The 21,361-nt window shown below is 42.5% G+C and carries 18 protein-coding genes; 10 read left to right on the forward strand and 8 right to left on the reverse strand.

Annotation, left to right across the window (positions count from 1 at the left end):
- The first annotated feature begins 35 nt into the window (after positions 1-35).
- From IUZ65_RS04710 to malZ, 3 genes are all read left to right on the forward strand, one after another.
- Positions 36-980: an ABC transporter permease gene (locus tag IUZ65_RS04710; protein ID WP_195702642.1), complete on the forward strand. Its 945-nt coding sequence runs from the start codon at positions 36-38 to the stop codon at positions 978-980.
- A complete protein-coding gene (locus tag IUZ65_RS04715) occupies positions 977-1,771 on the forward strand; it encodes an ABC transporter ATP-binding protein (protein ID WP_195702643.1) in 795 nt (264 codons plus the stop codon). The genes IUZ65_RS04710 and IUZ65_RS04715 overlap by 4 nt, the downstream gene beginning before the upstream one ends.
- Positions 1,772-1,940: 169 nt before the next feature.
- A complete protein-coding gene (gene malZ / locus IUZ65_RS04720) occupies positions 1,941-3,800 on the forward strand; it encodes a maltodextrin glucosidase (protein ID WP_195702644.1) in 1,860 nt (619 codons plus the stop codon).
- Here malZ and dusC read toward each other — a convergent pair.
- On the reverse strand, positions 3,792-4,739 hold the full coding sequence (gene dusC / locus IUZ65_RS04725) for a tRNA dihydrouridine(16) synthase DusC (protein ID WP_195702645.1): 948 nt from the start codon (positions 4,737-4,739) through the stop codon (positions 3,792-3,794). The genes malZ and dusC overlap by 9 nt on opposite strands.
- A 151-nt stretch (positions 4,740-4,890) precedes the next feature.
- On the opposite strand from dusC, the gene IUZ65_RS04730 reads away from it, so the two are divergent.
- Positions 4,891-5,487 (forward strand): SEC-C metal-binding domain-containing protein, encoded by a 597-nt coding sequence (locus IUZ65_RS04730; protein WP_443083733.1) that lies wholly within the window; start codon positions 4,891-4,893, stop codon positions 5,485-5,487.
- Positions 5,488-5,697: 210 nt separating this feature from the next.
- Here IUZ65_RS04730 and dsbB read toward each other — a convergent pair whose 3' ends face one another.
- Both dsbB and nhaB read right to left on the reverse strand, forming a co-directional pair.
- The gene (gene dsbB, locus IUZ65_RS04735; RefSeq protein ID WP_195702647.1) at positions 5,698-6,207 is read right to left on the reverse strand and encodes a disulfide bond formation protein DsbB; all 510 of its coding nucleotides are present in this window, start codon (positions 6,205-6,207) and stop codon (positions 5,698-5,700) included.
- 80 nt (positions 6,208-6,287) lie between these two features.
- A complete protein-coding gene (gene nhaB / locus IUZ65_RS04740) occupies positions 6,288-7,877 on the reverse strand; it encodes a Na(+)/H(+) antiporter NhaB (protein ID WP_195702648.1) in 1,590 nt (529 codons plus the stop codon).
- Positions 7,878-8,469: 592 nt separating this feature from the next.
- Here nhaB and fadR point away from each other — a divergent pair.
- Positions 8,470-9,309 carry a fatty acid metabolism transcriptional regulator FadR gene (gene fadR, locus IUZ65_RS04745; protein ID WP_195704996.1) on the forward strand — a complete coding sequence of 280 codons (840 nt, stop codon included), beginning with the start codon at positions 8,470-8,472 and terminating at the stop codon, positions 9,307-9,309.
- Between the two features lie 485 nt (positions 9,310-9,794).
- On the opposite strand, the gene IUZ65_RS04750 is transcribed toward fadR, so the two are convergent.
- Positions 9,795-11,855 (reverse strand): alkyl/aryl-sulfatase, encoded by a 2,061-nt coding sequence (locus tag IUZ65_RS04750; protein WP_195702649.1) that lies wholly within the window; start codon positions 11,853-11,855, stop codon positions 9,795-9,797.
- Positions 11,856-11,966: 111 nt separating this feature from the next.
- Between IUZ65_RS04750 and IUZ65_RS04755 the strand changes: the two genes are divergently transcribed.
- From IUZ65_RS04755 to IUZ65_RS04765, 3 genes are all read left to right on the forward strand, one after another.
- On the forward strand, positions 11,967-12,872 hold the full coding sequence (locus IUZ65_RS04755) for a LysR family transcriptional regulator (RefSeq protein ID WP_195702650.1): 906 nt from the start codon (positions 11,967-11,969) through the stop codon (positions 12,870-12,872).
- Between the two features lie 307 nt (positions 12,873-13,179).
- On the forward strand, positions 13,180-14,403 hold the full coding sequence (locus IUZ65_RS04760) for a hypothetical protein (RefSeq protein WP_195702651.1): 1,224 nt from the start codon (positions 13,180-13,182) through the stop codon (positions 14,401-14,403).
- Positions 14,404-14,525: 122 nt separating this feature from the next.
- Complete coding sequence (locus IUZ65_RS04765; RefSeq protein ID WP_195702652.1) at positions 14,526-14,957, forward strand: DUF3010 family protein; 432 nt, start codon at positions 14,526-14,528, stop codon at positions 14,955-14,957.
- 116 nt (positions 14,958-15,073) lie between these two features.
- On the opposite strand, the gene IUZ65_RS04770 is transcribed toward IUZ65_RS04765, so the two are convergent.
- Positions 15,074-15,457 (reverse strand): hypothetical protein, encoded by a 384-nt coding sequence (locus IUZ65_RS04770; protein ID WP_195702653.1) that lies wholly within the window; start codon positions 15,455-15,457, stop codon positions 15,074-15,076.
- Between the two features lie 397 nt (positions 15,458-15,854).
- Here IUZ65_RS04770 and IUZ65_RS04775 point away from each other — a divergent pair, with 397 nt between their 5' ends.
- Positions 15,855-16,199 (forward strand): DUF3316 domain-containing protein, encoded by a 345-nt coding sequence (locus tag IUZ65_RS04775; protein ID WP_195702654.1) that lies wholly within the window; start codon positions 15,855-15,857, stop codon positions 16,197-16,199.
- 89 nt (positions 16,200-16,288) lie between these two features.
- Here IUZ65_RS04775 and ompV read toward each other — a convergent pair whose 3' ends face one another.
- From ompV to IUZ65_RS04790, 3 genes are all read right to left on the reverse strand, one after another.
- Positions 16,289-17,065: an outer membrane protein OmpV gene (gene ompV, locus IUZ65_RS04780; protein ID WP_195704997.1), complete on the reverse strand. Its 777-nt coding sequence runs from the start codon at positions 17,063-17,065 to the stop codon at positions 16,289-16,291.
- An 82-nt stretch (positions 17,066-17,147) separates the two neighbouring features.
- A complete protein-coding gene (locus IUZ65_RS04785; RefSeq protein WP_195702655.1) occupies positions 17,148-18,455 on the reverse strand; it encodes an ATP-binding protein in 1,308 nt (435 codons plus the stop codon).
- Positions 18,456-18,478: 23 nt separating this feature from the next.
- Positions 18,479-19,192: a response regulator gene (locus IUZ65_RS04790; protein ID WP_195702656.1), complete on the reverse strand. Its 714-nt coding sequence runs from the start codon at positions 19,190-19,192 to the stop codon at positions 18,479-18,481.
- A 297-nt stretch (positions 19,193-19,489) separates the two neighbouring features.
- Between IUZ65_RS04790 and IUZ65_RS04795 the strand changes: the two genes are divergently transcribed.
- A complete protein-coding gene (locus IUZ65_RS04795) occupies positions 19,490-21,256 on the forward strand; it encodes a methyl-accepting chemotaxis protein (RefSeq protein ID WP_195702657.1) in 1,767 nt (588 codons plus the stop codon).
- Positions 21,257-21,361: the final 105 nt, after the last annotated feature.

The following is a 21,361-nucleotide window of genomic DNA, read 5'->3' on the forward strand; positions in this document are numbered from 1 at the left end:
ACGATAACGTTAGTATAAGCAGAGAAGGAGTATGTATGTCTGCTTTTGCATTTTTTGGAGCACTAGAAATAGGGCTTATTTATGGTCTCGTTGCGTTAGGCGTTTATCTTACGTTTAGGGTACTAGACTTTCCTGATCTTACTGTGGATGGTAGTTTCCCTATGGGGGCTGCTGTGGCCGCGACAGGTATTGTTGCAGGACTAGACCCTTGGCTTTCTACATTTCTGGCCGTCATCGCGGCAAGTGCAACAGGGTGGGTGACGGCATTTTTAGCCGTACGCTGCGGTATTTTGCATCTGTTGGCTTCTATACTGACCATGATTGCAGCCTTCTCCATTAATATTCGAATAATGGGTCGACCAAACATCGCACTTTTGGGCTCGGATACTATTCTGACACCATTCGAAGCGTACGGGGACTCGATGTACATCCGACCTCTATTGGTTGGCACCTTGGTCCTTTTATCCGCTTGGTTTGTGGTTCGCCTTTTAAATAGTGATTTTGGTTTGGGGTTACGCGCAACCGGTGTGAATGCTCGTATGGTTAAAGCTCAGGGCGGAAGCACGGCTTTCTACACCTATTTCTGTTTAGCATTATCAAACGGCTTTGTGGGGTTTGCTGGCGCGTTATTTGCCCAAACCAACAGCTTTGCTGATGTAACTTCGGGTACAGGGACGATTGTTGTCGGGTTAGCGGCCGTTATTCTTGGGCAGACACTGATCCCAGGAAGAAAAATCTGGATAGCGGTCACGGCCGTCATTGTCGGTTCAGTTTTGTATCGACTTGCCGTCGCATTTGCGTTGAGTTCAGGTATGTTTGGCTTGCAAGCTTCTGACTTGAATTTAGTCACGGCAGTATTAGTCGCGGCAGCGTTGATCGCACCAAAAGTGAAAGGAAATCTAAAGGCAAAAAAGGCGCTAACGCCAACTGAGGGCGTTGCAGCACCCAAGCCAGACAAAGAATCAGGAGATGTCGTATGATTCATTTAGAAGATATTCAGGTTACCTTTAACCCTGGAACCGTTTTAGAAAACAAAGCGTTGAGAAGTGTCTCAGTTCAAGTGCCAGAACATCAGTTTTTGACGGTCATTGGCTCAAACGGTGCAGGAAAATCTACCTTGTTGGGTGCCGTTACGGGTGAAACACCAATGGTTGGCGGAAAGGTTCGTATCGATGATCTCGACGTGACTCGTCAATCCGTTGACCAACGAGCGAGCCAATGCGCGCGTGTATTTCAGGACCCACTTGCAGGCACCTGCGGTGATCTTACGATTGAAGAAAACATGGCTCTGGCTTATATGCGAGGAAAGCGCAGAGGATGGCATCATTCTATATCGTCTAAGCGTAAAAAAATATTCCAAGAACGTATTAGCATTTTAGGCCTAGGCCTAGAAGACAGGTTAAGCGATAACATTGGTTTGCTTTCCGGGGGGCAGCGTCAAGCGGTTAGCCTTGTGATGGCAACCCTTTCTGATAGCAAATTATTGTTGCTCGACGAGCACACCGCGGCGTTAGACCCAAGAATGGCGGCATTTGTTCTCGACCTAACCAAAAAAGTAGTGAAAGAATTTAACCTAACCGTCATGATGGTTACGCACTCAATGAAAGATGCATTAGCGTGTGGCGACAGAACCATTATGCTGCACCAAGGCAAGATTGTATTGGATGTCGAAGGCGTTCAACGGGCGAACATGGCCGTACCAGATTTATTGGAGATGTTCTCTAAAGTGCGGGGAGAAGAGTTGACAGATGACAGCTTATTGTTGAGCTGATTTCTTAGATTCGGCATGATTGGTATAAGTAGACTTATAGCCTAATTAAACTGGTAGCTACGCCCTTGTTCTCACCCCTAAAAATGTGATCCCTCTTCTTCTGAAGGGGGATTTTTCAATACGGTTAATGGTCTAGACTGGCATCAAATCTCCAATGCTGAGTTAGACTATGAATCCCCCCTATTTATGCCACGTTCAAACGACGGACGGGTTGCTTTTCAAAAACGGATTACCGTTCAAAAATAGTGCACTGGTTGTCACCCTAAAAACAGAAGATCTTCTATTCGATAAGGTCCAGGTTCGTCACGAACCGGATAACGAAGAATCTCTGGTTGAAATGAAGCCAGTGGGAAAAGAGGGGCGCTTGGCCTTATGGCAGGCCTCTATTCCAATCAATAGTGACCGAGACACGACCCACTATGTGTTCAAGTTAATCTTGGGTAACAATCAATTTTGGTTGGATGCAAGAGGGGGTCAAAGCCGGATCCCAAGCAAAGAATACCACTTCAAATATAACGTGAACCATCAACCCCCGGAGTGGGTATCCGAACAAATATTTTATCAAATATTTCCCGACCGTTTTTGTAATGGTAACCCGAAAATAAGCGTAAAAAGTGGTGACTATCAAATCCGAGGTGGGACGGTAGATGTGGTCGCGAAAACGTGGGGCAGTGAGATAGGGCGCTATCAGCGCGCTTCTAGCGTTGAGTTTTATGGTGGCGATTTGCAAGGAATAAAAGATAAATTGGATTACCTGCAAGACCTCGGGGTGACCTCGCTTTATCTCAATCCAATATTTCAATCAAATAGTAACCACAAATACGACACGACAGATTACCTGAACGTTGATCCTCATCTAGGAACTAATCAGGATTTTGCCGACTTAAGTAAGGATGTTCATAATAGGGGTATGAACATCGTCCTAGATGCGGTATTCAATCACACATCTGAAGAACACCCTTGGTTTGACAAAAATGGCAAGTACGACGTTGGTGCCTACCACAACGTCGATTCTCCGTATCGACATTTCTATCTATTTGATGGTGAAACAACAAGTTACCTTGGTTGGAAAGGGGTGGCGACACTACCAGTACTGAACTTCGAAAATGAAGAGGTCAGAAGCTACATTTATCAATCTGAACAGTCGGTGATTAAACACTGGTTGCGCGCCCCTTATGCGATAGATGGGTGGCGATTTGATGTGATTCATATGCTTGGTGAAGGCGATGGCGCAAAGAATAACGAATACTACGTTCGTCAGTTTCGTGAAGCGGCTAAGTCTGTCTCTTCAGAGACCTACGTGTTAGGTGAGCATTTCTTTGAGGCAACACAGTGGCTTCAAGGGGATCAAGAAGATGGGTCGATGAATTACTTTGGCTTTGCTCATCCTATTCGAGCCTTGCTTGCCGGGTTAGATATCATCTACGATCCTATTTCATTGACGCCGTCCGGTTTTGCTCATTGGGTAAAAGAGGCGAATGCGAAGATACCTTGGGCCAATCAACTTACACAGCTCAATCAACTGGACAGCCATGATACGACACGTTTCTTAACCATGTTGAAAGGTGACGAGCAAAAGATGCGAATGGCAGCGGTTATGCTACTCACATTTGTTGGAACCCCATGCTTGTATTATGGAACAGAAGTGGGTTTAGAAGGCGAAATCGATCCAGATAACCGTCGGTGTTTTCCATGGGAACGCGTCGCAACGTCTAGCTGGTTACCATTCTATAAAGGACTGATTAATGCTCGTAAAGAGAATATAGAGTGGCAGAAAGGTGCATTTGAGATATTAAGCCACTCGAATGAGCATATCGTTTATGCGCGCACGCTTGGTGCAGAGGTTTCCATTGTTGCTCTGAGCTTTGCTGACAATGAGTGCACGATACCCGTTTGGAAATTGGGAATCGAAAACGCGAAAGCGCAGTGCTATTTTGACGATAACCCGCGCGCGATTAAACACGGCGAGTTTACGCTCTCTATGGTTCAGTGGCAGTGTGAAATAATAAAGGTGTCGTCGCTAACCTAATTCAGATTGGTACTTTTCGATACAAGAAATGATAGGAGAGGCGGTCTTAAAGGTTCTCACTTCTCTAAATAAGGTATCGGCTTGGTCATATTCATTGCGAAGATAACTGAGCCATTGTTTAACCCTATTTGGATAGTAGAGGCCTTTGTCGCCCTTCATTTCATACTGAGAATATTTGAGTAGTAGCGTCACTACCTCTTCCCATGACATTGGTTGATGATTGAATTTAACCACGTTGCCTAGATTAGGGATGTTAAATGCTCCACGGCATACCATCAGCGAATCTATACCGGTCGTTTCAATACAATCTTGACCGTCTTGATAGTTCCAGATCTCACCGTTAGCGATGATAGGGATCGTACTTCGTTCTTTGACTTGCTTAATGTAGTCCCATTTTATCTCACTGGCCTTATAGCCACCCATTTTGGTACGGGCATGAATGGTCACTTCGTTTGCGCCTGCTTGTTCAATAGCATCAACAATTTCAAAGCAATCCTCTGGGTTTTCCCAACCAAGCCGAATTTTGGCACTGACAGGAATGGTATTCGATACTGCCTCGCGACACGCCTTCACTATTTTATAGATCTGTTCTGGATCTTTGAGAAGTGCCGCGCCGCCTCTGCTTCGATTGACTAATCTAGCAGGGCAACCAAAATTTAGGTCAATGCCTCTTGCCCCCAAGCTTTCAGCTTGAACCGCATTTTCTGCCATCCAATTGGGTTCTTGGCCAAGTAACTGGATATGGATTGGAGTGCCAGATTTTGTCGATGAATCGGTTTCTAGTTCTGGACACAAGCGAGTAAATACGTGTTCAGGGAGTTTTCGATTAATAACACGAACAAACTCCGTAACGCAGAGATCATAATCATTGATATCTGTCAGCATCTCTCGCATTAAATGGTCTAGTACGCCCTCCATAGGGCCCAGAATTACACGCATATATCCAATTTACCGATAATAAATGAGCCGGCATTCTATCTGGTATTTACCCATACATCTACATAATCTATATACAGGTTTATCACGACTACACCTTATTAATTTCACCATTTTCAGATACTCTTATCGCAACGAAAATAAACCATGAAAAATTGTTATGAAAACCATCGAACTACCGAAAGATTGGCAAGGCGAGTCTTGTTATTTTCTAGAGGGTGCTATTTTAGCATCTAATTTGACCGTGAAACCATTAGAACCAGAAAACTGGTGCGGGTCTGTCGGTGTAGAGCAAGTAGAATCAGATCACCTTTTAGTTCCACGTATCAATGAACAACATAATATCTTACGCAGAAGTGAATACTCACTGTCGGAATTAACAGAAGAGCAACTCGCGGACTTGTCTGAAGGTTTTATGGCGGTATGGCCAATCGTAGAAGCGCAATACCAAGAGGTGGAGATCTTAGACAGTACACTTCGCATGCTGCAAGCGTTGCTAACAACGTTCATGCTCGCGATAGACGAAGAGCAAACTCAACAGCAGATGAAGGCATCAGGCATAGAACAGCCACCCCAATTGCAAGATCTATTGCCTCAACTCGACATCATGATAACGGAAGTCGCTTTAGCCGCGGATGAACTGATGGTGGGTCAAAAAGGGCAGAGTATAAATCCTTATAAAGGAATAGGGCGAAATGATCCGTGTCCATGTGGGCGTGGCAAAAAATTTAAGCAGTGTTGCGGTAAGTAAAGCTGAGCGTTTGTTATCCTCCAACACCTTAAACATCCATCCTGACAGCCTCCGTCATCCCTACAGAAGTGTAATGCTGTAAATACTTCGTCATTCCCGTGAAAACGGGAATCTTGGTGATATTAAATCCCCATTTTCATGGGGATGACAGGTTTAGATAACCTTAACCGCACAGCATTACTTCATCACTGGATCAGGGTATCGATGGTGTTACTTAACCTTAAAGAACTGAGAAATCGCGACAACGACGGCGGCAACAAAACTTGCAGCGAAGATGATAACCAACCACTGCGGCATAGAGAGTGTTAAGAATTGCCATACAATTTCGCTGCAATCACCTGTCGCTTCAAAAAAGGCAGGCAACCATTGATTAAGTGGTGCCCATTCTGGAAAAACAAGGGGTGAGCAGGTAGCGAATATGTTGTTTTGGTAACTGACATGTTCTAAAGCCAACATCAAACCTTTTAATGATGTTCCGGCCCAAGCCAAAATCCCCACCCAGCGAATGACAAATACCTGAGGGGCGATAGCGCCGAATAATGCCGCAACACCAATGCTAATCATTGCCACACGTTCGTAGATACACATAACACATGGGTCGAGCTTCATGGCGTGTTGAAACGTGTAAGCACAGGCGTTAAAAAAAACAACAAAGCAAAAAAGTAGCAACCAAGAAAATCGAGTGCGAGAGAAAGCATGGAGAGAAGAAAGAGGGTTCACTTTATAACATCCTAAATAACAAAAGCTCTGAATCATCAGAGCTTTTTATACCGAATAAGTTCAATGGTCAATAATAATTATTAATGACCTGTTGTCGCTGCTGCGCCAACAGCATCGGCAATATGGTGTGTCAGCCAACCCATATCATACATCCATGCCGTCATTGGTTCTAACAAGAATGTAATGCCTACCAAACCGACTATCGCAAGTACGATGGTGTAAGGGAATGCCATGATGACCATGCGTCCGTATGACAATCGTACGAGTGGTGCTAGAGCCGACGTCAGCAAGAACAAGAATGCCGCTTGCCCATTAGGTGTTGCAACAGAAGGTAGGTTTGTACCTGTATTGATAGCAACGGCCAATAGGTCGAACTGGTCACGAGTAATAACAGCGTTATCGAGTGCTGTTTTCACTTCGTTTATGTATACGGTACCAACAAATACGTTATCGGACACCATAGAGAGCACACCATTCGCAAGATAGAACATGCTTAGCTGTCGACTTCCCTCCATTGCCAATACGCCGTCGATAATTGGACCAAACAGATGCTGATCAATAATGACCGCCACGATAGAGAAGAATACCGCAAGTAATGCGGTGAATGGCAATGCCTCTTCGAATGCTTTCCCGAGTGAGTGCTCTTCAATAACACCTGTAAACGCGGTGGCTAGAATGATAACAGACAGGCCAATTAAACCAACAGATGCGAGGTGCAGCGCCAATCCGACGATAAGCCAAACAGCAATGATACCTTGTACATAAAGCTTAGCCATGTCTTGCTTAGTACGTTTCTTCTTCTCAGCTTGGTCATAGTCGTTGAGGATAGTACGTACATGGGTTGGTAATTCCGTGCCGTAGCCGAAAACTTTGAACTTTTCGACAAGCGCACAGGTGATCAAGCCACAGATAAATACGGGTAAGGTCACCGGTAGCATCCGTACAATAAATTCACCAAACATCCACCCAGCCTGATCAGCGATGATAAGGTTTTGTGGTTCACCCACCATGGTGGTTACACCACCTAAAGCCGTACCAACACCTGCATGCATAAGCAATGAACGTAAGAATGAACGGTAGTTTTCTAAATCGTCACGGGTCAGTTCAGAGAAATGGTCATCTGTTGTATGATCGTGTGACGTTTGGGTGCCTTTACCTGAAGCAACCTTGTGATAGATAGAGTAAAAGCCAATCGCGACACTAATAACAACGGCGATAACAGTTAATGCATCTAAGAATGCGGACAAGAAAGCGGCGGTAAAACAGAACGCCATAGAAAGCAGTATTTTTGAGCGTATACCCAACAGTATCTTGGTGAATATGAACAGCAATAACTGTTTCATAAAATAGATACCGGCAACCATAAAGATAAGTAGCAGCAATACCTCTAAATTATTTTCCAATTCATGCATCACCATTTGAGGTGAGGTCATGCCAATTGCGACCGCTTCAATAGCAAGCAAACCACCCGGCTGAAGAGGGTAACACTTTAGAGCCATCGCTAGCGTGAATATGAATTCTACGACAAGCATCCAACCCGCTACAAAGGGGTCGACATAAAAAAATACGATTGGATTGATGACGAGAAAAGAAATGATGGCTAGTTTGTACCAGTCTGGCGCTTTGCCAAGGAAGTTTTTGATCAAAGCGTTCCCGAGTGAAATCGGCATGTTAATACTCTTACAAGTTAATAAATATTCTTCTATGCTTGTATCGGTAACTATAAATGTACGGTTAACGGCGATGTATTTTTGGGTGAACGGGGTTGTTCCCGCACCAATAAATAACCGCTAACTATTACAAGCACTTCCTATCCTGAACTGAGAGGTCTCTCATTAGATAACCTTGCATAATAGCGCAATGATAACTAATACGGTATCCCACAAAGGGGATGAAATCGTCAGTCCAAAACCTCGCACAGCATAGCATGTAAGTTACGAATTTTTACAATTTTATTGATATGTTGAATTGCAGGTATAAAAGAGAGGATTTTTTATATAATCGATATATTTTACAACTAGATATAATGTCGAAATTGTAAAGTAGACGGGCAATAATTTTGCAAGAAACTGCTTGTTTTGTGATAACGAAAACGTTTTCGAACAAAACTTAGAGTCAATGACTTGTTAATGTGTATTTGCCCGCGTGTTAATAAAAGGTTAAAGCGGTTGCTTGGGTATGGTCACCAGATTTCGCTCAGAGTGCAAGTAGTGGTATGATGAGTCATTCGACCTAACAATAATGAATCGGACAAACTACAACATGGTTATACGGGCAAAAAGTCCAGCAGGTTTTGCTGAGAAATACATAATCGAAAGTATTTGGAATGGTCGCTTCGCGCCGGGATCGATCTTACCAGCGGAACGCGAATTGTCAGAACTTATCGGAGTGACTAGGACGACTTTGCGTGAAGTTTTACAGCGCCTAGCAAGAGATGGATGGTTGACCATTCAGCATGGGAAGCCAACGAAAGTGAATCAGTTTATGGAGACATCTAGTCTGCATATTTTGGATACACTGATGACGTTGGATTCTGACAATGCCAACAGTATTGTAGAAGATTTATTAGCTGCTCGTTCTAATATTAGCCCTATTTTTATGCGCTATGCGTTTAAAGCAAATAAAGAAAGTTCAGAAAAAACGATTAAAGGCGTAATCGAATCATGTGAGAGCTTGCTTGCCGCAGAAAGTTGGGAAGCGTTTATTGCTGCCTCTCCTTATGGTGACAAGATCGTACAAGCGGTTAAAGATGATGGTGAAAAAAATCCAGAATTGCGCCAAGCATTATTGATAGCAAAAACATTTAATTTTTATGACTATATGCTTTTTCAACGATTGGCTTTCCATTCGGGAAATCAGATATATGGGCTTATATTCAACGGTTTGAAGAAATTATATAACCGAGTAGGTAACTTTTATTTCTCACACTCAGAATCGAGAGAGTTGGCATTAAAATTCTATCGCGAACTTTTGCAAAACTGCGAAAGTGGAGCAAAAGAAGAGCTGCCTTTACTCATCCGTAATTATGGATTGGAAAGTGGCCAGATCTGGAATGAGATGAAAACATCGTTGCCGTCCAATTTTACGGAAGACGATCATTAATGAAGTAACCCTGCTTCGTTTTTTATTAGCACCCAAAAGCCAGCAGATTCCGGTCTATTGGCTTTTTTGTCATTGGAATCAATATTAACAATAAAACCTCTTTTTTTGGAAAGAGGTTTTATTGTGTGTGGTAGCTTGTTTTTGCCTCTTTGTGTTATAGCGAGATAATGGTGCTATTGTGACTAACGCGTTAAAGATATATTGGCAATGATTTCTTAATCGTGACTTGTCTTACTGATAAATGAGTATGGATATCTTTTACGCTGATTATTTTATGCGGGATAGCTCTGACAATAACTGGCGTCATCTTATCCAATCGTTATTAGAGATTTTCTTTAGGGAGAAATAAAATGATGTTCAACAATTGGGACCGTTTGTTTATATGATATACGTAGCGATGTCTTTACATTGTGTCGCTAGGGCCTCAAATATCGAGGACCTAGCTTTCAAGTGACTAAAATATTTCGGACAGCAATATCACACGATTAATGGTGAGTGTCGTAAAGCTTAGCGTCTACTTCTTGACCTTTTTCTGGACGTGGGACAATCTCAAATTTTGTATCAGATTCGGTAAGTGAATTTACTAGTTTCTCCAACGAGGATGCATCACCGAGAACTTCTGCACTATTTTGATCTATCAGTTCTGTTAATGTTGCTTGCTTCAAGATGATTTTTGATACGTCACTCTTGTTGATAATCAAAGTTGTATCTGCTTCCATCATTTCAGAAACCTTAATGTTGTTCAGATTTCCGTTAGACATTTCGACATAAAACAGCTCATTTACATCAGGCAGGTGAATATTCATCGTAAACGGAGTCTGTTGTGCTTTTAGTGAATCGACTTTAACTGCTAGGAAATCCAACAAGTTCTCAATAGTCATATTCGTTAATACATCTGGAGACGCAGTTTTTGGAGCGCCAGGTTGAGTACCGATGCGAAGCTCTTGCGCTCCAGTAAGGTAAATGTTTCTCCAACCGGCACCTTCAGATTGGTAACCGAGCTGTTCATAAGTATCTGCGAGCAGTTGACGTGCTTCTTTGTTTTTAGGTTCAGCGTGAACGACTTTGTTTAATGCTGTCGCGACAAATCGGTATTCACCTTCACTGAAATCGACTCGCGCTTTATCGATCACGGCTTCGCTGCCCCCCATATATTCAACAAATTTTACTGACTCTGGCTCTACTTGAAGTGGGTTCAGGTTTGCAGGGTTCATATCAAAGTACCCTAAGTACATGTTATATACCGCACGAGCATTGTGAGAGTATGTGCCATGGTAGCCATTTGTGTGCCATGTCTTTTGAATACTATCTGGCATTACCTTATAGATTTCATCACCAATATCCTGTAGAACGACACCGTTATTGGCTAAGCGTAATGTTTGGTTGTGCGTAAAGCCGTATGCGTCACGCTGCATTTTTAGATAGCCAGAAATTTCCTCGCCCCCCCAAATTGGTGCAGAGTGAGAGGCGAACAAAACATCGGTATCGGCTCCCCAAGTGATGAGCATTTCATTGATCTTTTTAGACCATTTTAATCCATCACGAACTTTTGCGCCACGCAGTGTATAAAGGTTATGCATCCCCTGGTAGGTAAGTTCACCAGTCCATAATGCTCTCATGCTCGGAATGTAGGTCACCATTTCAGATGCTGCTTCCGTTCCTGACGCGTCCATAAACTGCATTTCGAGACCGTCGATTTCCAATGTTTCGATATCTTCTTTGTGATTCAGTTCGTGATCAGGCAGTACATACGTGATTTTTCCCTTTGAAAGCCCTTTTGCTAGAGCCGCATCGACAATGCCATGCTCATGACGGTTGAGTGTCGCGCCATATTGATAAGCTGTGCGGCGTGACATTGCATTGCCCGCTAGCACGTTTTCATCCACGATTTCTTTGGTGATGTTTTTAGAACCATATACTTTGACATCAGGGTAAGCATCTTTAATGGCACGAGAACCACCAAAGTGATCGGCGTGAGAATGAGAATAAATCATCGCTACGACAGGTAGGTCACCACCTTCAGGCACGTTTTCTTTGAAGAATTTTAGTGATTTTTCTGCTGCTTCTTGAGTAAGTAAAACATCATAAGCAATCCACCCACTATCACTGCGAATAAATGAAATAGACGCTAAATCAGCTCCGCGAACTTGATATATTTTATTCGGAACAACTTCGTACAGACCTTCGGCTGCTTGGTTTAATACCGCTTGGCGCCATAGAGATGGGTTGACTGAATTCGGTGCTTTTTCGGCATTTTCTACGTTTGCCTCAATAAAATCGAAGCTATTTCGAATGATGTCGCCCGTTTCTTGATCAAATGTTGCGATTAAACCTCGGCTATTGTTTTCAAATGCTCTGGTATCTGCAAAATTTAGTGTCTTCGCGAATTCATTATTAGCTTTGATGGTCATGTCTGTTGCACTTTTGCCGCCTTGATCGCCAATTTCGCTGAAATGCTCGTGGTTATGATCTGCTGCTAAAGAAGGGAACGCGAGCGTTATCGCTAGGAATAGAGTTGCTTTTGGAAAATTAGGAATTGTAGTCATGGTCATCTCGCTCATTAGGAGTTCTGTTTCGATAAGATGAGTATAGAGAAATGACACATAACAAAAAATAAAGTAAAGTTTATTTAACACATAATGAATGGCTATGTATTAATGAGTGAGCAACAAAGAGATTTAGATTTCAACCTATTGAAGACGTTTCTTGAGGTTTACCGATTACAATCAATTACGTTGGCGGCGGAATCATTGAAAATGACTCAACCAGGGGTGAGTGGAGCGCTCAAGCGGCTCCAAATTCAATTAGGTGCGGATTTGTTTATTCGCAAGGGACGCGGTATTGAGCCAACTAACCTTGCAATACAGTTGGCCAGCCGAGTTGAACCTGCAATGTTGGGGATTGTTGAGGCCGTAAGTTCAATTCGTGAGTTTGATATTTCTCAGTGCTACACCTTTCACATCTTGGTCAATGAGATCGCGTTGGCAAAGCTACAACCTCTTGTCGAGCAAGATACGTCATTAGAAAATATATCAATAGAGTTTTCGATGGTGCCGAATGACGAAGAGTCTTTAATGCACAGCCTAAGTATGCAAAAAGCCGATCTTGCGGTTGATGTTAATTACCCTAACTTGAGCAGTTACAAAACTCTGCAAGTGCAAGCGGATGAATTGGTCTTAATTGCTCGCAATGGCCATCCTCGTATACAAGGGGTGATCACACAAGAACAATACTACGAGGAAAAGCACATTACCTTCCGTATGCGCCGCTCGAATCGCTATACAGCAGACTACTTTACCAAGCTCCCGATTCAAGATCGGAAAATCAGTGCAGAGTGCGACTCGCTACTGACCATGTGTGCGTTAGTGTCTGGTTCTGATTGTATTGGTAGTACTTCCCGTGAGCTAGCTATTCGGTATGCAGATAAATTTGGCCTACAAGTTCTGCATCAACCTTTCGAAACCTTGGAAATGCATCAGTATATGACATGGCACACTAGGACTGATACGAATAACGCACATCAATGGTTAAGGCAAAAAGTAAGCGAATATATGGCAAGTTAAGTGCCTCAATAAAAAAGAGGGGTCAAAAAGATAACTTTGAACTGGAATAACCAAGGAAGAACAACTAAGGACATTGCGATACCGAGCCAGAAGTGACCATCTCATATTTCGAAATGTATGCCCTCGTTAGGCTTTTTTAGTCGATTTATTCTTCGTTCTGGCTTCGTATGCGTTAACATCCTCTTTCTTTGGTCAACGTCATTTGCCTCATTTTTGATGGATTCCTGCTGTCGTGGTCGCTTGGTTTCCTGAAGACCCAATAATGGATCGGCGACGATGACGCGTAGGGTTAATAAAGGTAGCGGTTATGTGGTCTATTTCATCTGTAAAAGTAAATTCGAAACTCACAACATGTTATTACGTCTGTGATGGTCTGCCATTGGGTGAGGCAAGGGGAGAAAAAGGGGGTAGTTTTCGCCTGATGATCAATGGTCTGGGTTTTGTCGACATTAATGATATAGGGCATCAACCTGACGGGGAACACTACTGGGCTCTCGATTTGAATGGACAGCGTTATTGGTACGATGATCAAGGGAATATTGAATTTGTGATTGAAAGTGATGGTTCATTTCTGGCAACTGGTCACGGAAATAACACCTCAGGACAACTACAAGCGCTGCCTGTTGTGACTCCCGAAGTTGTGGCATTATTTAAGGAAATGATGGACAAGAAAATAGTGCCTTATCAGAACCCTCCATCCGGCACGACTAGATCAATTGAAGAATTAAAGGTGCTAGGTAAACAAAATTATCCGGGAGATCCAAATGGCTTTGATTTTGCTATGTGCTTATATGACTGGACCAGCCCAGATTTTATTCGGACAGATGCGTTTAACCAATTGGCGTATAGCGCAATAAAAGGTCTCCCTTTAGATATCGGTTCATTGGCAGAAACGATTTGGGCGTGTGATTATCCTAGTTGCACAGCAAAAGATGCTGATTTCATGAATATGTTTTTGATGAAACCCGCTAAATCAAAAGAAGACGTTCTTAAACAACTTGAATCTGTCGCCACACAAGTTCAAAAATATGCCGTTGCCGAGACCACACTTCATATTAATGCACTCCTTAAATTGCCCAAAGTGTCATCAAAAGACTACCCACTTTTGTATCGAGGAGGTATGGCCATATCGGGTAATACCTTAAAAGATTTTTCCCCTTCGCTGCGTGAATATCCGGGTAACGCAGGACCGATTACAGAGTCACTTACTTATCCATTTGAAGATGCTTTAGATAATATGTTGAAGCCGGGCTCTATTATTACACTCAAAACACCATGGAGTTTTTCAAATGACTTAAATGGAGCGAAAGTTTGGCAAAGAGGGGTGCTGATTACTTGCAAGCCTCCAGAAGGGTCCGATGAGTGGCCAGGTGGCGCAGATATCACCGATTTTTCATTGAACCCTGATACATTTGAAGTGAATTTTCCGCCGAATACACGGTTTAAAATCGAGTCCTATGAGTGGATCTCTATAGGGGGTAAACCCGTTTGTCATTTCACTATGATGATGCTCGGTTATTATGGAGAGTAGCGTTTTTAGGTGGGCGCGCTCGTCATTTACGTACCACCATAATTGACAGAATCAAACCTCGCACTGGTGCATCGTGACAACGCACCGTATAATCGCAGGTTCATCAAAGACAAGGTAATGAAATGAATATTTGTGGTGTTGAAATTAGTGGAAATGACGCGATTGTAAGCCTGCTATCACTGTCCGATGGGGTGTTTACGATTCCCGATTGCCGAGTGGCTAAGGTATCCATAGGCGATGCAAACGACACTCAAAAAATGAAAGACTTTCAGTTTTCGTTCGCTAAATTGATGCAAGATTACAAGATTGATCGTGTGGTGATCCGCCAACGCCAAGCAAAAGGTAAGTTTGCTGGTGGTGCGGTCGGTTTTAAGTTGGAAGCGGCCATCCAATTGATCGAAGGTCTTTCGGTCGATGTCGTTGCGGCTAGCGAAATTAAAGAGCGTTTGAAACGAAACCCACTTGCGGTACCGTTTAAAGAGACAGGTCTAAAGCAATATCAAGAGCCCGCGTTTCTTGTTGCCTATGCATGCATAATGAATTCAAACGAGTGATCGTTGCTGCTGCCTTAGGCTAAGAAAAACTAACGAGAAAACTAACGAGGACACACACCTCTAATTTCAAGGCGTATGTCCTCGTTAATGTTATAAAAGTAACCCGAAATTCTTAGCTAACTCAGTCTACGATACGAAAACAATGTGAGGCTAGCCCATACCGTCGCTCGAAAAATAAGAGCAATAACGGTGCGAAGTTCATATTCTTCGCCATTCATAATGTGCAATCCCAATAGCCCCAAAATTAAAACAGTTAGCATGGCGATACTAGCTGACATCCATACCGCCCAACGTTGACGAAACCCTATCCCTAAGCCCGCTATAACATAAGCAAATCCTGCCAAAAAGTTAAACCAAACAACAAACGGAACATAGTGACCAGCTGCTTGAGCCTTCTCTTCAATAAATAAGACGGAACCACCAGAGATGACAGTAAGAACACCAAACGCAGTGGCAACAATCGCAACGACAAAAATTCCTATCGTATGTTCAGATTTCATAATGGCTTCCTCTGTGGGTTTATAATCAAGTGAATACTTCACGACTATATAATTACCGAGCCTAGATGGTTTGGTAGAGCTTATACTTCTTAAGTATAAAGCACAGACTGAAACGATGTTGTGTGCTGGATAAGGGTTTATCCGAATGTAAACGTTGACCGAACTCATGATGACATACACCTCAGGTTTCAATGCGTATGTTCTCGTTAACTTCCGCCGCAAAACTCATCGCCTTTAAAACTTTCATTCTATTGGTGCTAAATCGTCCATGATGAATGGTGAATATGCGTGATGTACGTCACATATAAATAATGAATAATAGCGTCATCGAGTGAGAGGGGCAGTTACCCCAACAAGTAGTCACTCATTTTTAATAGACACTTTAAGGGTAAATAAGATGAAAAAATTAACAGTTCTAGCCGCAACTCTCCTTGTTAGCGCAACCGCCTTTGCCGGCACTCAAACGGTTTATAGCGAAGCAAACCTGTCAACAGCCGGTTTCGCTTCAAAAGCTGCCGCGTATGAAGCAGGTTTTGATTACGTTGATGCATTGGAAACGGCTAACCATTCTGAATTACGTTTCAAATTAGCTCCCATCGGAGAAAATACAGTCTCTAACCTTACGCTGGATGGCACCGCTGTGACAATTGAAGAGTTCTCTGAAGCTCGCGGTGAAATCTCTTACCGCGCTATCGTCAATGTTGATTATCATTTCGACGCCCGCGATAGCAACAACGACTAATATTCCGTTGTTTTATAATTTGAAAAGCCAACAGATCTCGGTCTGTTGGCTTTTTGTCATTACGTATTTTGATTGACTCTTATGTGTTATCAGAAACGATATGCGGCCGTTGCACCAACTACCCACTGATTGGCACTGTCTACAATTGGCGAGTCGGATATTTTGTCACCAAGATGAGTGTAAGCCGTTGTTTGCGTTAGTTCCCATCTATCACTGATTGGCATAATTAGTTTGTAACCAAGGTTGTAAGAGATATCCGCGCTACCTTTGTAGGCCTTCCGTGTTTGAGTCGCTTCTTTATTTTTTACACCGAAGTAGTAATCCACGTAATCTTCACTCTGGTATGTCAAACCTGCAAATGGAACCAGATCTATGCGTCCAACACTCATTGGAAGGAAATATGTCACACCTGCCAAGTAGCCATCGTACGTGTCTGTCACGTCTTGTTGGAAGTACGTAGAAATTGTACCTTGAGATAGCGCAAAGTCAGCATTGATACCTAGGTCCAAACTGGCTTTACGTTTGTCCATTCCTTTCAAAAAACTTGATGTATCTTGGTCGTATGCCAGACCAGATGTGCCTATGTAGCCACTCATGTTGAACATATCACCAGAGTTACCAAGGAAACGGTAGTTAATGCTTTGCAGTGTCGCATTGAAGTCTTCACCCTGATAACCAAAATTGCCCAGTAGGGTAGCGTTGTGTTTTTGATCCTTAAACAAATCACTTGCACCCGCGGCACCTAATTCAGCAATCCAGCTGTTCTCTTTGGTATAGATGTTACCGTTTCGAATGTATGTATCACCTGCCGCATGTACTGCGGTAGCGGCAACAAGAGTAGAGATAAGAATGGTCAGTTGTTTCATCATATTGTCCTTGTGTTAACTTGTTATGAACACTGTACAGAATAAGTTAACCTGACAATATATTGACCTTGTCTATTATCTGTCACTGTTTGTCAGACTCATCTGACAAACGATGGAGCCGCAGAGTAAATTTCGCACCACCTAATATACTGGCTCCTACTTCCACCTGACCACCATGTCGTTCAATAATAAGTTTAACAATTGCCAAACCTAAACCGAATCCTGTGTTGGCTTTGTTTCTGGATGGGTCAACACTATAAAAAGGGTCGAAAATGAAGCTCCAGTGATCGCTCGGAATCCCTGGACCGTCGTCTTCGACAATAAACACGACTTCTTCATTTTCCATTGTTGCGGACAGCCGAATGTTCTGCTCTGCATACCGCAGAGCATTAGAGAGCAAATTATTGATGGCACGTTTGAGTAAGGCACCATCGGCTCCGACAAAAAGATCTTCAGCAGTGCAAAGGTCTAGTATCACTGTGTTGTTTTTCGGTAATTTGCTTACTATACCTTTGAGATAAGGGTTACATTCAAGTCTTTCTATGTTCAATACAGAATCTGGACGCTCAACTTTGGCGAAGTAAAGCAGGTCATCGACCATCTGTTCCATCTCTTCGGTATCTTCGATAATACTGGCGATTTTCCCGTGCTGTTGCTGAGTTAAGTTCTCGTCTTGTAGCATCTCAGCTTGCCATTGAATCCTGAAAATCGGCGTTCTTAAATCATGCGCAACCGAATTAGTCAGTGAGCGGTTGCTCGTAATTAAGTAAGAGATTTTGTTCGCCATGTAGTTAAAACTCTCATTGAGCGAACCCATTCTAAGCCTACTGCTTGTCGGTGCTCTGCAGTTAAAATCACCTTGGGCAAATTTCATGGTGGCAAGTTCAAGTGCGTTTATTCTGCGACTGAGAAACCAGATCAAGCCGGATGTGTAGATAAAAAAACCGCCTAAGATAAAGCCTAGAAGAATAACATCATCAAATTCGATCGCTTTACGAAGGTACGATTCTGCATCGGGTTGAATTCGATAGATGGTGTCGACAGATGAGAGCATAAACCAGAAGTCCCGTTCATCATCGTAATAAGTAAACGGATACGCTCTGTCATTATTGAAGTGGCTTTTTACTTCATCAGGAACGCCTGAACGAGGGAATTCGGCGAGGGTTTTGGTGGTATTGTCGACAAAATCGTTTAGGGCAATGAGGGCTTGTTCTTGTCCCTGACTATCGGAAATTGTCATTAACAGATCTCGAAATGCGGCGCCTTCCAGATCTTCCAATACGTACTCATTGTCGGTATTGAGTTGATTAACTATGGTGTCATACGTAATGAGACTCGCGTAGAAGAACACCAATAAACCGAAAAATGCCTCTATATAGAACCGGCGCATACATCATTATCCTCAAGTTTTCTTTAACTATCTGGTACGAACAAATAGCCTTTGCCTCTCACTGTGATAATGCGCTTTGGTGTAGAAGAGTTATCACCAAGTTTCTTTCGCAGGCTAACTATTTTGTTGTCTATAGTGCGGTCTAGACCATCGTATTCAATACCTCTTAATGCCTGTGTTAGCACTTCTCGTGACAATACTTCATCAGGAGAACTTGCGAGTATCCATAATAGGTCGAATTCACTGTCAGGCATGACGATCTGAATGCCATCAAGTGAGCAAATCTTACGTGCCTGATTCAGGCTTAGTTGACCATAGGTTAAAGTATTGGTTGACTTCGACGTCACTTTGGCTGTTTGTCCAACTGTCGGGTTACGCCTGAGCAACATACGAATACGTGCTAACAAGACTCTCGGTTTAATCGGTTTATTTACAAAGTCGTCGGCGCCAATCTCGAGAGCGGCTACATGGTCAAAATCGTCATCACTTGCCGTCAACATTAAAACTTTACCTGAATACTTAGCTCGGATCTGTCTACAAATTGTCAGACCGTCCATACCTGGCAACATAAGATCAAGCAAAAGGATATCGGGTTGATGTTCGACAATGGCATCAATTGCGTTTGTACCATCTTCAAATGCGGTCACTTCGAAATCTTGTTTAACGAAATACTCTTCAAGCATTGAGCGAAGCTTTACGTCATCTTCGATTATAAATAAGGAATGAAAAGGGGTCATCGAGTTATTTAACCAGAGTTCTGAGTTTTAAATGAGGTAATAGTAGCGCAAAGCAATGTAAATTACTTTACCTTGAATAAGCGACCTTATATTAATGATTGAACTTCCAAAAAAGTACGAAGAGAGAGATAACCACGAAGGGTATTTTTAAACGGAACGTGATCCAATGTCTGATATTGTTAAGCAAGATAAAATTATTATGCTGAACCCAAGGCATCATCTAAATATCGGAGATTGACTTACAGGTAATTAATATTGCAACTATACTCCTATAAATTTCATCAAAAAATGCGCATTATGGACATAAAATCTCGCTTAATCATTCTTGGATTAACCTCTATTCTAGGCATTGCGGCTATCCTTGGAATTTCGATTAGTTTCTCCGGTTCCGTTGCAGAGCTAGCAAATGCAAAAACTCAACTCTCTGAACTTGAGGTTAGGTTACTTAATTTACGTCGTAACGAGAAAGATTTTTTGTTGCGAAAAGATGCTAAGTACCTAACTAAATTTCAAGACAATGCCGCGCTGTTTACGGACATTAATCAACATATTGCGGCCACTCTTATAAGTTACGATATTGCGTATCCAGATCGTTTGAAGTCTGACCTTGATATATATATAAATAAGTTCTCTTCTTTAGTTTCTGCTTCACAAGCTTTGGGATTAAAAAAAGATCAAGGATTGTTAGGGGAATTTAATTCTGAATATGAGAAAGCCATTGGCTCAGCTTCTGCAAGAGGAGGGTTGGCTCTAAATAACTTCGATAATGCGGTTAAGCAAGGCAGTTTTGAACCTCAAATATTACAAGATTTTAATTTTCCAGCGCTGATTAAAGTTAGTCAGGAAGTGATTGATCAAATTCAGGTTATTGGTCTTCAACATGATCAAGGATTAATGGGAGAAGTTCGGGCTGCATCGCATCAAATTGAGGAACAGTTTGAGCAAGCCTCAGTAGCATTACAATCTGGAGTAAACACTTATGAAGAGCGCCTGACAACAATTCAATGGGGCATTACAGGTGTCATCATCCTTGTCATTGTATTAGTGATTGTCCAAATAGTTTGGTCTATAAACATCATAATGAACAAATTGTTAAAAACGATTCAAATGATTTTAGAAACCAACAACATGGCAATGCGAATTGATATTTCAGGCAATAATGAATTGGCAGTGTTGGGTCGATACTTCAACGATTTGTTGGCGAACATCGCAGAGTTGGTTTCTGGTTCTCAGATTAAAGCCAAAGGGCTCTACAGAAGTACTGAAAGTATGCATGGTCAACTTCAAGGTGTGATCGAACAGTTCAATATTCAGGCACAACATACGAGCTCAATGGCGACATCTGTCCAACAAATGGTATCGACTATTGGCGAGATTTCGGAAAGTACAGCCGTGGCAACTGAAGGCGTTCAACAAGCGTCTTATAACGCGAATGAAGGTCGAGGGGGAGTAAGTGCAACGGTTAATAATATTAATGAATTATCGTCAACTCTGTCTCGCAGTCAGGCGTCAATAAGTTCGCTAGACCAACGTGTTGCTCAAATAGGAGGAGCCGTAGAGATGATTCAGGGTATAGCAGAACAAACAAATTTATTAGCTTTGAATGCTGCTATTGAGGCTGCACGAGCAGGTGATCAAGGGCGAGGTTTTGCTGTGGTTGCTGATGAAGTCCGCAATCTTGCCAGCCGTACTCATGATTCAACTCAAGAAATTACTTCGGTAGTGACAGCCATTCAAAGTCAGATGTCGGCTGTTGTAGCGGATATTGAAACTTGTAATAAACAAGGCGAAGAAACCAAGCAATTTTCACAAACCTTAGATGACAGCTTTTCACAGATCATCACCGATATGAGTTATATTCAAAGTAACTCAGAACGCATCGCTTCGGCAATTGAAGAGCAAGGAATTGTAATGAATCAAGTAAATGAGTCCATTACAGAGCTGCAAATGATTTCAGATGACAATATGGTCTCAGCTAAACAATGCCTTGATGAGGTTGATAGTGTGCAAGCGCAAGCAAAAGACATGGATCATGCCGTGGCACAGTTTAAAACAAATGCTTAAAATAATGAGGAAAAACTAACGAGTAAACTAACCAGGACATACACCTTAGATATCCAGATGTATCTCCTCGTTAGTCCTTCTTGCTCCTTTAATAGAAAAAATAAC

The organism is Vibrio sp. VB16 (assembly GCF_015594925.2).
Classification (GTDB): Bacteria; Pseudomonadota; Gammaproteobacteria; order Enterobacterales; family Vibrionaceae; genus Vibrio.

What these genes read in the sequence shown, in the direction of transcription:
- dusC (WP_195702645.1), bottom strand. Translation starts at nt 4,739, where the DNA reads ATGCGTGTAATTCTGGGCCCTATGGAGGGCGTACTAGACCATTTAATG.
- IUZ65_RS04785 (WP_195702655.1), bottom strand. Translation starts at nt 18,455, where the DNA reads ATGCGCCGGTTCTATATAGAGGCATTTTTCGGTTTATTGGTGTTCTTC.
- IUZ65_RS04790 (WP_195702656.1), bottom strand. Translation starts at nt 19,192, where the DNA reads ATGACCCCTTTTCATTCCTTATTTATAATCGAAGATGACGTAAAGCTT.
- malZ (WP_195702644.1), top strand. Translation starts at nt 1,941, where the DNA reads ATGAATCCCCCCTATTTATGCCACGTTCAAACGACGGACGGGTTGCTT.
- IUZ65_RS04760 (WP_195702651.1), top strand. Translation starts at nt 13,180, where the DNA reads ATGTGGTCTATTTCATCTGTAAAAGTAAATTCGAAACTCACAACATGT.
- IUZ65_RS04715 (WP_195702643.1), top strand. Translation starts at nt 977, where the DNA reads ATGATTCATTTAGAAGATATTCAGGTTACCTTTAACCCTGGAACCGTT.
- IUZ65_RS04775 (WP_195702654.1), top strand. Translation starts at nt 15,855, where the DNA reads ATGAAAAAATTAACAGTTCTAGCCGCAACTCTCCTTGTTAGCGCAACC.
- nhaB (WP_195702648.1), bottom strand. Translation starts at nt 7,877, where the DNA reads ATGCCGATTTCACTCGGGAACGCTTTGATCAAAAACTTCCTTGGCAAA.
- IUZ65_RS04710 (WP_195702642.1), top strand. Translation starts at nt 36, where the DNA reads ATGTCTGCTTTTGCATTTTTTGGAGCACTAGAAATAGGGCTTATTTAT.
- IUZ65_RS04765 (WP_195702652.1), top strand. Translation starts at nt 14,526, where the DNA reads ATGAATATTTGTGGTGTTGAAATTAGTGGAAATGACGCGATTGTAAGC.
- IUZ65_RS04750 (WP_195702649.1), bottom strand. Translation starts at nt 11,855, where the DNA reads ATGACTACAATTCCTAATTTTCCAAAAGCAACTCTATTCCTAGCGATA.
- fadR (WP_195704996.1), top strand. Translation starts at nt 8,470, where the DNA reads ATGGTTATACGGGCAAAAAGTCCAGCAGGTTTTGCTGAGAAATACATA.
- IUZ65_RS04795 (WP_195702657.1), top strand. Translation starts at nt 19,490, where the DNA reads ATGGACATAAAATCTCGCTTAATCATTCTTGGATTAACCTCTATTCTA.
- IUZ65_RS04770 (WP_195702653.1), bottom strand. Translation starts at nt 15,457, where the DNA reads ATGAAATCTGAACATACGATAGGAATTTTTGTCGTTGCGATTGTTGCC.
- IUZ65_RS04755 (WP_195702650.1), top strand. Translation starts at nt 11,967, where the DNA reads ATGAGTGAGCAACAAAGAGATTTAGATTTCAACCTATTGAAGACGTTT.
- ompV (WP_195704997.1), bottom strand. Translation starts at nt 17,065, where the DNA reads ATGAAACAACTGACCATTCTTATCTCTACTCTTGTTGCCGCTACCGCA.